Here is a 12,046-nt window from a genome sequence, read left to right on the forward strand (position 1 = left end):
AAGACCGGCCGGGAGCAACCGAAAGGCAGGACACCATGGGGCTGCGACGCACCAGGCAGGGCGCGCAGGACAGGCAGTCGACGGCGGGCATCCCTCACGGACCCGGCTCCTCGGACCTCGCCGTCGAACTGCGCGGCGTCCGTCGGCAGTACGGCCGCGGCAGCTCCGCCGTCCACGCCCTGCGGGGCATCGACCTCGCCCTCCCGCGCTCCAGTTTCACGGCGGTCATGGGTCCGTCCGGCTCCGGGAAGTCGACCTTCCTGCAGTGCGCGGCGGGACTCGACCGCCCCACCGAGGGCTCCGTACGCCTCGGCGGCACCGAGATCACCGGCATGAGCGAGAACCGGCTCACCGAACTGCGCCGCACCCGCCTCGGCTTCGTCTTCCAGGCCTTCAACCTGCTCCCGTCCCTCACGGTCGAGCAGAACGTCGTCCTGCCCATGCGCCTGGCCGGACAGCGCACCGGCTCCACCCGCAGCCGTCGCGAAGCCGCCGAGATGCTCGGCCGGGTCGGTCTCGGCGACAAGGGCGACCGTCGCCCCAGCCAGCTCTCCGGCGGCCAGCAGCAGCGCGTCGCCGTCGCCCGCGCCCTGGTCACCCGCCCCGACGTGGTCTTCGCCGACGAACCGACCGGCGCCCTCGACACCACCACCGCCGCCGAGATCCTCGCCCTCCTCCGGCACGCGGTGGACAGCCTTGGCGCCACCGTCGTCATGGTCACCCACGACCCGGTGGCCGCCGCCTATGCCGACCGGGTGCTCTTCCTCGCCGACGGCTCGATCGCGGACAGCCTGCCGCGCGCCGGTGCCGCACAGATCGCGGCCCGGATGACCGCTCTGACCGCCAGGACCGCCAGGACCGCCCCCGCCCACGCAGGAGCAGCAGCCTGATGTTCAGCCCGCGCGTCCCCAACGGCCTCGCCCGCGCGGCCGTCCGCTTCAAACCCGCGTCGTTCGCCGGGACCTTCGTCGCGCTCCTGCTGGCCGCGGCGATCGTCTCCGCCTGCGGCATCCTGCTGGAGACCGGCGCGCGTGCCTCCGTGCCGGCGGAGCGCTACGCCAAGGCGCCCGTGGTCGTCGCCGCCGACCAGCAGGCCCATATGACGGTCGGCAGCGGCGACGGGGAGTACGACGCCGCCACACCCGTACCGGGGACCGCGAGGCTCCCCGAATCCCTGGTGGGCAAGGTGGCCTCCGTCCCCGGCGCCGCGGCCGCGATCGGCGACGTGGGCTACCCCGTACGGCGGGACGACACCCCCCTCACCGCACACGGCTGGGGCTCCACCGCCCTCACCGGCACGCGGCTGCTCACCGGCGACGCGCCCGGGACCGGCGAGGTCGTCGTCCCCACCGGCACCGGGGCCCGGGTCGGCGAGAAGATCACCCTCGACACCCCCGTGGGCGTACGGGAGTTCCGCGTCGCGGGCACCACCGCCACCGGTGGCACCGTCTGGTTCGCCGACCGGCAGGCGGTACAGCTCTCCGGCCACCCCGGCCGGATCGACGCCATCGCCGTGACGGCCACCCGCTCCACCTCCACCGCCGACCTCGCCGACCGGGTACGCGAGGCCGTCGGTCACACCGCCGGGGCCCGGGTCCACACCGGTGACGCCCGGGGCGCCGTCGAGGACGCGGAACTCGCGGGCGCCAAGGAGCTCCTCGTCGGCCTCGGCGGCTCCTTCGGCGGCGTCGCCACCATGGTCGCCGTCTTCACCGCCGCCGGTACGGTCGCCCTCTCCGTCGGTCAGCGCAGCCGCGAGTTCGCTCTGCTCCGTGCCATCGGTGCCACCCCGCGCCAGCTGCGCCGGACCATCGCCACCGAGTCCCTGCTCGTCGCGCCGCTCGCCGGAGCGCTCGGCTGCCTGCCAGGAATCGCCCTGGCCCACTGGTGGTTCGGGCAGCTCCAGGACAGGGGCGCCATTCCGGAAGCCGTCGCGCTGCGGGTGTCCTGGCTGCCACTGACCGTCACCGCGGCCATCACGATGCTCACCGCGCTGGGCGCCGGATACTTCGCCGCCCGCCGTCCGTCGAAGATCAAGCCGGGCCTGGCCCTCGCGCAGTCCGCGGTGGAACGCCCGCCGTTCGGCTGGATCCGCACCCCGCTCGGCGTCTCCGCCCTCGGCGGCGGCGTGGCCTTCGCGGGCGTCGCCGCGTCCACGAGCGGCGAGGACGCGGCGAACGCCGCACTCGGCGTCGTCATGTTCTTCATGCTCGCGGTCGGCCTGCTCGGCCCGCTGATCGCCCGGATCTGCGCCGCCGTCATCGGCTTCCCACTGCGCGCCGCCGGCGCGTCGGGCTCGCTGGCCGCCGCCAACTCCCGGACGAACTCGCGCCGCCTGGCCTCCGCGATCACCCCGATCGTGCTCGCCATGGCCTTCTCCTCCACGCTCGTCTTCATGCACACCAGCGAGGAACGGGTGATCGCACACCAGCAGCGCGACGCCATCACCGCCGACCACATCGTCTCCGCGCCGGCCGGACTCGCCTCCGACGCGACCGAACGGGCCGCCGCCACACCCGGTGTCACGACCGCCGTCGGGCTGCTCCGCGGCTCCGTCCTGGTGCCCATCGGATCGGGCGGGGAGCAGCGGCTCCAGACCACCTCCGTCCAGGGGATCATCGGCTCCGGCAAGGACCTCACCGAGGTCCAGGACCTCGACGTCCGGTCCGGATCGCTGACCGGCCTGCGCCCCGGCACCGTCGCCATCGACACCACCCTCGCCGGATCCGCGAAGGTCGGCGCGGGCGACCGGCTGGACCTGCGCCTCCCGGACGGCACCAAGGCGGCTCCGAAGATCGTCGCCGTCTACGGCCGCGGCCTGGGCACGGGTCTGGTCACCCTGCCCGCCGCCGACCTCAGCACCCATGTCACCTCGCCGTACGCCACCGACCTGCTGGTACGGGCCACACCCGCCGCCGCACAGAAGCTCGCCGCGCTCGGCATCGTCACCGACCGGACCGGTTACGCCGCCGCGCAGGACCAGAGCCGTGAACTCAACGCCTGGGCCAACGCCACCATGGCCGCGGTCCTCGGCGGCTTCGCGGCCGTCGCCGCGGTCAACACCCTGGTGATGACCGTCCTCGACCGGCGCCGCGAACTGACCGTGCTGCGGCTCGTCGGCTCCACCCGCCGTCAGGTCATGGGGATGATCCACTGGGAGGCGCTGCTCGTCACGGTGGCCGGCGCCGCCCTCGGTACCGCGATCGCACTGGCCACACTGGTCCCGATGGTGAAGGGACTCACGGGCGAATCGCCTTACATCCCGCCGGCGTTGTACATGTCCTTCCTCGCCGCGACCGTCGGACTCGGCCTGGCCGCCGTGACGGTCCCGGCCAGGGCCGCCCTGCGCGGGACGGTCACGCGTCCGTAGAGTCGGGCCATGCCCACACCACGCGCACGGCTGACCCTGGCCCAAATCGAGGCGATCGCCCGCGAGGCCCATGCCGACCAGCGGGACAAGGCGGGACGCCCGTACACCGAGCATCTCGCCGCGGTCGCCGAGGGCGTGCGGATCAGGGGCGGCAGCGACGAACAGATCGCCGCGGCCTGGCTGCACGACGCCGTCGAGGACGACGCGCTGTCGCAGGAGTGGCTGGCCGGTGCCGCGCTGCCGCAGCGGGTCAAGGACATGGTCCTCGCCGTCACCAAACGTGACGGCGAGGATCTCGGTTCCTACACCCGGCGCATCCTCGACACCCCGGGCGCGCTGCTGGTCAAGGAGTCCGACCTGGCGCACAACGCCGACCCGGCCCGTCTCGCCGTGCTGGAGCCGGCGACCCGTACCCGGCTGACCGAGAAGTATGCGCAGGTACGGCGGTTGCTCGGGCTCACCCCGGGTGGATCGCCCGTCGAGCAATCGGTTCAAGCCAACACGGGGCAGGACTGAGCCACCGGATCAGCGCCGGGCCGCGTCCCGTCGGAACGCCCAGTCCATCTCCGGCTCGGTCACCGGACGCAGCACCCGCCGTACGGGCGGTGTACACATCAGCGTCACCGCCCCGGCCGCGACGAGGGAGACGAGGACCAGTCCGCCGGGCGCCGAGAGCCAGTCGTAGGTGTCGAACAGCCCGGCGTACTCGGCGCCCTTGATCAGGAACCCGTGCAGCAGATAGCCGCAGATCGTCCCCGCGCCGAGCACGGTGAACCACATGCGGCGCCGCGGCACCCAGGACAGGAACCCGATGGTGAGCAGCAGGGCGCAGCCGAACATGGCCAGCGTCATCACGGCACCGGACCACCACGGGGCGCCCATCTCCTGCGCGCTGTTGCTGCGGTAGAACCAGCCCAGTTGCATCCGCGACGCCGCCCAGTACGCGAACACCAGGGCCCCGGCGAACAGCGGGAGCGCGAGCATCCGCACCTCGCGCCGGCGGACCATCTCGAAGTGCTCGGGCCTCAGCCGGAGTCCCAGTACGAAGAACGGCAGGAACTGCAGAACGCGCTGGAGATCGAGATCGTCGCCGATCGTCGGGGAGAAGGAGGCGAACACGGCGATGACGAGTGCCACCGGCAGCGGATGGCGCAGCGACTGCCAAAGCGGCGTGGTGATGCGCCAGATGAACAGCGCGACCAGGAACCAGGTGAGATACCAGGGGTCGATCAGACTGATCGGATGATCGGGCGAGTCGTCCGCGTACCGCTTGAACAGTGAATACGCCGTCTCGAACACCACGTAGGGCACGGCGACGCCGGTGACCAGGCGTTTTACCTTGGCGGCGGACAGGTCGAACGAGCGGGAGAAATAGCCGGAGATGATGATGAAGGCCGGCATGTGAAAGGTGTAGGCCACCATGTACAGCGCACGGGCGGTCCGGCTGCCGTCCATCACCGGTTCCCATGAGTGCGCCACCGCGACGAGCACGATGGCCAGGTATTTGACGTTGTCGAAGTAGGCGTCCCGCCTCTTCGCCGACGAGGTCGCCGGAGGCTTGTTCGCCACCGTTGCGGGGGGCGCCGCGGTGGTGGTCATCGTCCCTTGGTGTCTGGGCTCCGACTCCCGGGGCGCTGATGGGAGCGGGGCCCTGTGAAATACGTTCGGAGCGGGGAACATCTAAAACACCCTAGACGCCTCGATTGCAATTCGTAAAACCCCTCGCGGATATCTGGTGTTCGCGTCCAATCAAAAGCGAAACCGCCGAGAACCGACCGGTATGCCCGGGTTCATCCCTATTAAATAGGGCATATCGTCGGGCTATTAGGGGGGTTGATATTGCCATGCACTCGCCCTGGAATTGCATGTGAATGAAGTGTGTGGATATGGGAACCGTCACAGTCGCGCGGCGTTGTGATTGTTTGATTCACAGCTCGCTCACAGGGTCGGCGGAACCTTGCCCGGGGCCCCGTGGCGCCCCCCTCGTGCGGTTGTGCGCCCCCCCGGCGCACATGGGGCGCAAGGATGGCGCGATCCCGTCACTTCGATCCGTCACCTGGCAGCGACCACAGGGGAGTTGGTGGCACGATGGATGGAACGGAGGAGTGCTCGGCCGGACACCTCCGGGCCGGCAAGGCGGACCGACCAAGGGTGTGATCAGTTGTGGCCATTTCACTGTCTGTGGTGCTGATGTTGGCGATCATCCTGGTGGTCCTGATCCGAGGCGGCTCGATCAAGGCCGGTCCCGCGATCGTCGCGGTGCTCTTCGGCTTCTTCCTGGCGTCGACAGGCATGGCGCCGTCGATCAACAGGTTCATGAACTCGATAGCGGAGACCATCAACCAGATCAGCTTCTGATCCGGCCGAACCGGCCGCCCCGCGCCCCGGCGCGGGAGGTCACCCGGCCAGGCGCGGCCGGCGGAACCCGGCAAAAAGCAAAGGGCCCGGTCCGACGGGCAATTCGTCGGACCGGGCCCAAGCATGGAGCGGGCGACGGGAATCGAACCCGCGTAGCTAGTTTGGAAGACTAGGGCTCTACCATTGAGCTACGCCCGCAAGCAACGCACCGCAGGTCCGGGGACCGCGGTACGAGAAGCATCGTAGCGGGTCGCGGGCGCTGCCCGCACACCCGATTGCGGACACCCGGTCTCGCGTTCGGTGCCGCCCGAGCAAAGCGGCCGATGCGCCGCCTTTCTGCATGTACCCTACGTGTCGCACCGACGGGGTGTGGCGCAGCTTGGTAGCGCGTCCGCTTTGGGAGCGGAAGGTCGTCGGTTCGAATCCGGCCACCCCGACCACCGGCACGATCACGGACCACTCGCGGGACCGCGGACCACCGGCACGATCGCATTGTGGGAGTCCGTCTCCTTGCCGTTACTATGCAAAATGCGTGCCCGTGTGTCTGATGTACCGGGCTCGGTCCGCGAAGCCGCCTCCCGTGCGGCGGAGCAGAACCCCAAGAAGTCAGCCACAAGGAGACCGAACCGTGAAGAGCGCCGTGGAGACCCTGAACCCGACCCGGGTTCGGCTCACTGTCGAGGTGCCCTTCGAGGAGCTCAAGGACAGCCTCGACGCGGCGTACAAGAAGATCAACCAGCAGGTCACGGTGAAGGGCTTCCGCAAGGGCAAGATCCCCGCCCGGGTCATCGACCAGCGCTTCGGCCGCGGTGCGGTGCTGGAGGAGGCCGTCAACGACGCCCTCCCGAAGTTCTACACCGAGGCCGTCAACGAGGGTGAGCTCAACGTCCTCGGCCAGCCCGAGGTCGACATCACCGAGCTGAAGGACGGCGAGCTGCTGGCCTTCACCGCCGAGGTTGACGTACGCCCCGAGATCGAGATCCCGGACTACTCCGGCATCGAGGTCACCGTCGACGCCCTCGAGGTCAGCGACGAGGACGTCGAGAAGGCCGTGGAGCAGCTCCGTGAGCGCTTCGCCTCCACCAACCCGGTCGAGCGCGCCGCCGCCGAGGGCGACGTCGTGACGATCGACCTGCAGGCCAAGGTCGACGGCGAGGTCCTGGAGGACGGCGTGGCCGAGGGTGTCTCGTACACCATCGGTTCCGGCGAGCTCCTCGACGGCATCGACGCCGCCGTCACCGGCCTGGAGGCGGGTGGCGAGGCCACCTTCACCTCCGAGCTGAAGGGTGGCTCGGCCGAGGGCAAGGAGGCCGAGGTCACCGTCAAGGTCACCGCGGTCGCCGCCCGCGAGCTCCCCGAGCTGGACGACGAGTTCGCCCAGATGGCGAGCGAGTTCGACACCCTCGACGAGCTGAAGGCGGACAGCCGCAAGCGCCTGGAGAGCACCAAGCAGTACGACCAGGCCACCCAGGCCCAGGAGCGTGTCCTGGACGAGCTGCTCAAGCTCGCCGAGGTCCCGATCCCGGAGAAGCTGCTCGCGGACGAGGTCCAGACCCGCAAGCACAACCTGGAGCACCACCAGCTCGGTCAGATGGGTCTGACCCTCGACAAGTACCTGGAGATCCAGGGCAAGACGGTCGAGGAGTTCGAGGCCGAGACCTCCGAGCAGGCGATCAAGGGCATCAAGACCCAGTTCATCCTGGACGAGCTCGTCAACAAGGAGAAGCTGAACGTCAACCAGGAGGAGCTCACCGAGCACCTCATGCGGCGTGCCGCTTCCTCCGGCATGAGCCCCGACCAGTTCGCCCAGGCCGTCGTCGAGGGCGGCCAGGTGCCGATGCTCGTCGGCGAGGTCGCCCGCGGCAAGGCGCTGGCCGTGGTCGTCGAGGCCGCCAAGGTCGTCGACACCAACGGTGAGGTCGTCGAGCTGGAAGACGACGAAGAGATCGCGGAGGAGGCCATCGAGACGGTCGAGGCCGCCGAGGGCACCACCGAGGCAGCGGCCGACGCCGCCGAGGAGAAGAACGAGGCCTGAGCCTCGCGCTGACCCCGTACGACGGGCTCCGGACGCTGTGCGTTCGGAGCCCGTCGCCGTATGGCGTACGGTGCCCCACAACCCTTGTGCGGACTGCGGAGCTTGCGCTCCCAGCGAACAGTTGCGGAAGCGGGATGGCGTTGTCCTACCTGCGCGTTAGGGTCCATGAATAGGAAGGGCAGGGGAGTCCCCGCCCACCCGGTACGAAGACGCTGAGACGGCCGGAGCCGTCAGAGACGAGCAGGTGGATACGTGACGAATCTGATGCCCTACGCCGCCGGTGAGCCGTCCCTCGGTGGAGGCCTCGGTGACCAGGTCTACAGCCGACTGCTCGGCGAGCGCATCATCTTCCTCGGTCAGCAGGTCGACGATGAGATCGCCAACAAGATCACGGCGCAGCTGCTTCTCCTCGCCGCCGAGCCCGAGAAGGACATCTACCTCTACATCAACAGCCCCGGCGGCTCGGTGACGGCCGGCATGGCGGTCTACGACACCATGCAGTACATCCCGAACGACGTGGTCACCATCGGTATGGGCATGGCGGCCTCGATGGGCCAGTTCCTGCTCACCGGCGGCACCGCGGGCAAGCGCTTCGCGCTCCCGAACACCGACATCCTCATGCACCAGGGTTCGGCCGGCATCGGCGGCACGGCCTCGGACATCAAGATCCAGGCCCAGTACCTGCTGCGCACCAAGCAGCGGATGGCGGAGATCACGGCCCGCCACTCCGGCCAGACGGTCGAGACGATCATCCGTGACGGCGACCGCGACCGCTGGTACACCGCGGAGGAGGCCAAGGAGTACGGCCTCATCGACGAGATCATCACGATCGCATCGGGCGTTCCGGGCGGCGGCGGCACCGGCGCCTGATCCGGTACCCACCGGTTCGGGCTCCGCAGCCCCGCGCACCTCTCGTACGCCGAGACACCCAGCCACAGAACGCCACCAGGATGGTGAACACCCACATGAACAACTTCCCCGGCGCCTCCGCGAGCGGCCTCTACACCGGCCCGCAGGTGGACAACCGCTACATCGTGCCGCGCTTCGTGGAGCGCACCTCGCAGGGCGTGCGTGAGTACGACCCGTACGCGAAGCTCTTCGAGGAGCGCGTGATCTTCCTCGGCGTGCAGATCGACGACGCCTCGGCCAACGACGTCATGGCGCAGCTGCTGTGCCTGGAGTCGATGGACCCGGACCGGGACATCTCGATCTACATCAACAGCCCCGGCGGCTCGTTCACCGCGCTCACCGCGATCTACGACACGATGCAGTTCGTGAAGCCGGACATCCAGACGGTCTGCATGGGCCAGGCGGCCTCCGCCGCGGCCGTGCTGCTCGCCGCGGGTACGCCCGGCAAGCGGATGGCGCTGCCCAACGCCCGTGTACTGATCCACCAGCCGTCCTCGCAGACCGGCCGTGAGCAGCTCTCCGACCTGGAGATCGCGGCCAACGAGATCCTGCGGATGCGTACTCAGCTGGAGGAGATGCTGGCCAAGCACTCCACCACGCCGCTGGAGAAGATCCGCGACGACATCGAGCGCGACAAGATCCTGACCGCCGAGGACGCCCTCGCCTACGGTCTCGTCGACCAGATCGTGTCGACCCGCAAGCAGGCGGCCGCGGCCGTCTGACGTCGGCCTTCACCCCTTGGCACGGGGAGTTCGCACCGCATCGGCGGTGTGAACCGTGCCAAGGGGGGCCCGAACGGGGGGCAAGGCAAGGTACCGTCGGATAGAGGCACCAGGAGCCGCTGAACCAGGCTGCTCCCAGGCGAAGGGGAAGCACCTCGTGGCACGCATCGGTGATGGCGGCGATCTGCTCAAGTGCTCGTTCTGCGGAAAGAGCCAGAAGCAGGTGAAGAAGCTCATCGCGGGACCCGGTGTGTACATCTGCGACGAGTGCATCGATCTCTGCAACGAGATCATCGAGGAGGAGCTCGCGGAGACCTCCGAAGTGCGGTGGGAGGAACTCCCCAAGCCGCGCGAGATCTACGAGTTCCTCGAGGGCTACGTGGTCGGGCAGGAGCCCGCCAAGAAGGCTCTCTCAGTCGCTGTGTACAACCACTACAAGCGGGTCCAGGCCGGCGAGAACGGCGGCGCGCAGGGCCGGGACGACGCCATCGAGCTGGCCAAGTCCAACATCCTGCTGCTGGGGCCCACGGGCTCCGGCAAGACGCTTCTCGCGCAGACCCTGGCCCGCATGCTCAACGTCCCGTTCGCCATCGCCGACGCGACCGCGCTGACGGAGGCCGGCTATGTCGGCGAGGACGTCGAGAACATCCTGCTGAAGCTGATCCAGGCCGCGGACTACGACGTCAAGAAGGCCGAGACCGGGATCATCTACATCGACGAGATCGACAAGGTCGCCCGCAAGAGCGAGAACCCGTCGATCACCCGCGATGTCTCCGGCGAGGGCGTCCAGCAGGCCCTGTTGAAGATCCTGGAGGGCACCACCGCCTCCGTACCGCCGCAGGGCGGCCGGAAGCACCCGCACCAGGAGTTCATCCAGATCGACACGACGAACGTGCTGTTCATCGTGGGCGGTGCCTTCTCCGGTCTGGAGAAGATCATCGAGTCGCGTGCGGGTGCCAAGGGCATCGGCTTCGGCGCGACGATCCGCTCCAAGCGCGAGATCGAGGCGAGCGACCAGTTCCAGGAGGTCATGCCGGAGGACCTGGTGAAGTTCGGGATGATCCCGGAGTTCATCGGCCGTCTGCCCGTCCTCACCTCGGTCCACAACCTGGACCGTGAGGCGCTGCTGCAGATTCTCGTCGAGCCCCGCAACGCGCTGGTGAAGCAGTACCAACGACTGTTCGAACTCGACGGTGTGGAACTGGACTTCGACCGCCCGGCGCTGGAGGCCATCGCCGACCAGGCGATCCTGCGCGGCACCGGCGCGCGTGGCCTGCGGGCCATCATGGAAGAGGTCCTCCAGTCCGTGATGTACGAGGTGCCGTCCCGCAAGGACGTCGCCCGGGTGGTCATCACGGCGGACGTGGTCCGCAACAACGTGAACCCGACGCTGGTCCCGCGCGAGCCGCGGACGATCGGGAACAGCGACGGCGGGCGGCACGAGAAGTCCGCGTAGCGGCATGTGAAAACAGACGGAAGGGGCGCCCGGCCAGGTGGACTGGCGGGGCGCCCCTTCCGACGTCGTGACGCGATCAGATCTTGGTGCGGGACGTGTTGTAGAGCTTGGCGGTCAGCGCGGCCACGTCGTCCTGGGACATGCCCTTGCCGGCCATGGAGAGGGCCACGTCGACGCCGCTCACCACACCGACAGTGCTGTAGTCGGCCCAGATACAGGTGGGGATGGTGAACTCCTTGGGGCCGCCCTTCGCGGTGCCGTCCGCCTTCTTGTTGGTCACCTTCATGTCCTGGCACTTCATCAGTGCTCCCTTGAATCCGGACGGGGTTGCGGCCTTGGGGCTGCCGACGAGGGAGTACTCCATGTCCGTGTTGCTCTTCTTCATATCGTTCTCGGTGTTCGTGAACGAATTGTCGATGACTTTCGCGGGGTCGGTGACGTCACCCCAAATACCCTGGAGGGTGAGGCCCTTGATGCTGAGCTCGTTCTCCTTGGAGCCCACGCTGTACTGGGCCACCGTCTGCTGAGGATTCTTGATCCCCATCGCTTCGGCCTTCGTCTTGCGCTCGCCGGTCAACGGCGCCGATGCCGCCGACCCCGTTGACTCATTCTTGTACTCGTCCACCGAGGCCGCAGGCGTCAGCTTGTACCCCTTGGTGGAGTCCGCGACATCGCTGTTGCTGGCGCCCCCGCCCGACGTCAGGAAGTACACCCCGCCCGCGATGACCGCCAGCGCCACGACCGCGCCGCCGATGATCAGACCCGTCTTCTTCTTCGGCTGGGCCGGGGGGAACGGGGGCTGGCCGCCGTACGCCTGCTGGCCGCCGTACGGGGGCGTGGGCGGCTGCTGGCCGTACGGGCCGGGCTGCTGGCCCTGCGGGTAGCCGTAGCCCGGCTGGGGCTGCTGCGGCGGGACACCCTGGGGGGCCTGCTGCGGGTACCCGTAACCGGGCTGGCCCTGCGGAGGCTGACCGCCGTACGGCCCCGGCTGCTGGCCGTACGGGCCCGGCTGACCCTGCGGCGGCTGGCCGCCGTACGGTCCGGGCTGGCCCTGCGGAGGCTGGCCGCCGTACGGGCCCGGCTGGTTGTAGCTCATCTGCGGTGTCCCCTGTTCGGAAGTGCTCATCGGAATGCTTATGCGTTCCGAACATCCTGACGGAAGGTCCACCCGCATGGACCACCGGGAGCGACACCGT

Annotated in this window: 10 protein-coding genes and 2 tRNA genes; 9 read left to right on the forward strand and 3 right to left on the reverse strand. The window is 69.0% G+C overall.

Annotation, left to right across the window (positions count from 1 at the left end; genetic code table 11):
* Positions 1-35: 35 nt before the first annotated feature.
* From ACIRP2_RS02405 to ACIRP2_RS02415, 3 genes are read left to right on the forward strand one after another with little or no spacing between them, the layout of a single operon-like run.
* Positions 36-890 carry an ABC transporter ATP-binding protein gene (locus ACIRP2_RS02405; RefSeq protein WP_404245724.1) on the forward strand — a complete coding sequence of 285 codons (855 nt, stop codon included), beginning with the start codon at positions 36-38 and terminating at the stop codon, positions 888-890.
* Positions 890-3,370 (forward strand): ABC transporter permease, encoded by a 2,481-nt coding sequence (locus ACIRP2_RS02410; protein ID WP_404245726.1) that lies wholly within the window; start codon positions 890-892, stop codon positions 3,368-3,370. The genes ACIRP2_RS02405 and ACIRP2_RS02410 overlap by 1 nt, the downstream gene beginning before the upstream one ends.
* Positions 3,371-3,379: 9 nt before the next feature.
* Positions 3,380-3,886 (forward strand): HD domain-containing protein, encoded by a 507-nt coding sequence (locus ACIRP2_RS02415; protein ID WP_404245728.1) that lies wholly within the window; start codon positions 3,380-3,382, stop codon positions 3,884-3,886.
* 9 nt (positions 3,887-3,895) lie between these two features.
* Here ACIRP2_RS02415 and ACIRP2_RS02420 read toward each other — a convergent pair whose 3' ends face one another.
* Complete coding sequence (locus tag ACIRP2_RS02420; protein ID WP_404245730.1) at positions 3,896-5,050, reverse strand: acyltransferase family protein; 1,155 nt, start codon at positions 5,048-5,050, stop codon at positions 3,896-3,898.
* Between the two features lie 483 nt (positions 5,051-5,533).
* On the opposite strand from ACIRP2_RS02420, the gene ACIRP2_RS02425 reads away from it, so the two are divergent.
* Positions 5,534-5,728 carry a hypothetical protein gene (locus tag ACIRP2_RS02425; protein ID WP_266419258.1) on the forward strand — a complete coding sequence of 65 codons (195 nt, stop codon included), beginning with the start codon at positions 5,534-5,536 and terminating at the stop codon, positions 5,726-5,728.
* 124 nt (positions 5,729-5,852) lie between these two features.
* On the opposite strand, the gene ACIRP2_RS02430 is transcribed toward ACIRP2_RS02425, so the two are convergent.
* Positions 5,853-5,926, reverse strand: a tRNA-Gly gene (locus ACIRP2_RS02430).
* 165 nt (positions 5,927-6,091) lie between these two features.
* Between ACIRP2_RS02430 and ACIRP2_RS02435 the strand changes: the two genes are divergently transcribed.
* From ACIRP2_RS02435 to clpX, 5 genes are all read left to right on the forward strand, one after another.
* Positions 6,092-6,168, forward strand: a tRNA-Pro gene (locus ACIRP2_RS02435).
* 188 nt (positions 6,169-6,356) lie between these two features.
* A complete protein-coding gene (gene tig, locus ACIRP2_RS02440) occupies positions 6,357-7,763 on the forward strand; it encodes a trigger factor (protein ID WP_404245733.1) in 1,407 nt (468 codons plus the stop codon).
* A gap of 264 nt (positions 7,764-8,027) precedes the next feature.
* The gene (locus ACIRP2_RS02445; protein ID WP_177328013.1) at positions 8,028-8,633 is read left to right on the forward strand and encodes an ATP-dependent Clp protease proteolytic subunit; all 606 of its coding nucleotides are present in this window, start codon (positions 8,028-8,030) and stop codon (positions 8,631-8,633) included.
* Between the two features lie 80 nt (positions 8,634-8,713).
* The gene (locus ACIRP2_RS02450) at positions 8,714-9,394 is read left to right on the forward strand and encodes an ATP-dependent Clp protease proteolytic subunit (RefSeq protein ID WP_308434207.1); all 681 of its coding nucleotides are present in this window, start codon (positions 8,714-8,716) and stop codon (positions 9,392-9,394) included.
* A 157-nt stretch (positions 9,395-9,551) separates the two neighbouring features.
* Positions 9,552-10,850: an ATP-dependent Clp protease ATP-binding subunit ClpX gene (clpX, locus tag ACIRP2_RS02455; RefSeq protein WP_351078417.1), complete on the forward strand. Its 1,299-nt coding sequence runs from the start codon at positions 9,552-9,554 to the stop codon at positions 10,848-10,850.
* A 76-nt stretch (positions 10,851-10,926) separates the two neighbouring features.
* Here the strand turns inward: clpX and ACIRP2_RS02460 are convergent, their stop codons facing one another.
* Positions 10,927-11,946: a hypothetical protein gene (locus ACIRP2_RS02460; protein ID WP_404247133.1), complete on the reverse strand. Its 1,020-nt coding sequence runs from the start codon at positions 11,944-11,946 to the stop codon at positions 10,927-10,929.
* Between the last annotated feature and the right edge of the window lie 100 nt (positions 11,947-12,046).

It is taken from the genome of Streptomyces sp. NPDC101194 (genome assembly GCF_044767885.1).
In the GTDB taxonomy this organism is placed as follows: domain Bacteria; phylum Actinomycetota; class Actinomycetes; order Streptomycetales; family Streptomycetaceae; genus Streptomyces.

Bases quoted from the DNA above. Each gene is read 5' to 3' on its own strand.
- ACIRP2_RS02405 (WP_404245724.1), top strand. From the start codon at position 36: ATGGGGCTGCGACGCACCAGGCAGGGCGCGCAGGACAGGCAGTCGACG.
- ACIRP2_RS02410 (WP_404245726.1), top strand. From the start codon at position 890: ATGTTCAGCCCGCGCGTCCCCAACGGCCTCGCCCGCGCGGCCGTCCGC.
- ACIRP2_RS02415 (WP_404245728.1), top strand. From the start codon at position 3,380: ATGCCCACACCACGCGCACGGCTGACCCTGGCCCAAATCGAGGCGATC.
- ACIRP2_RS02420 (WP_404245730.1), bottom strand. From the start codon at position 5,050: ATGTTCCCCGCTCCGAACGTATTTCACAGGGCCCCGCTCCCATCAGCG.
- ACIRP2_RS02445 (WP_177328013.1), top strand. From the start codon at position 8,028: ATGCCCTACGCCGCCGGTGAGCCGTCCCTCGGTGGAGGCCTCGGTGAC.
- ACIRP2_RS02450 (WP_308434207.1), top strand. From the start codon at position 8,714: ATGGTGAACACCCACATGAACAACTTCCCCGGCGCCTCCGCGAGCGGC.
- ACIRP2_RS02460 (WP_404247133.1), bottom strand. From the start codon at position 11,946: ATGAGCTACAACCAGCCGGGCCCGTACGGCGGCCAGCCTCCGCAGGGC.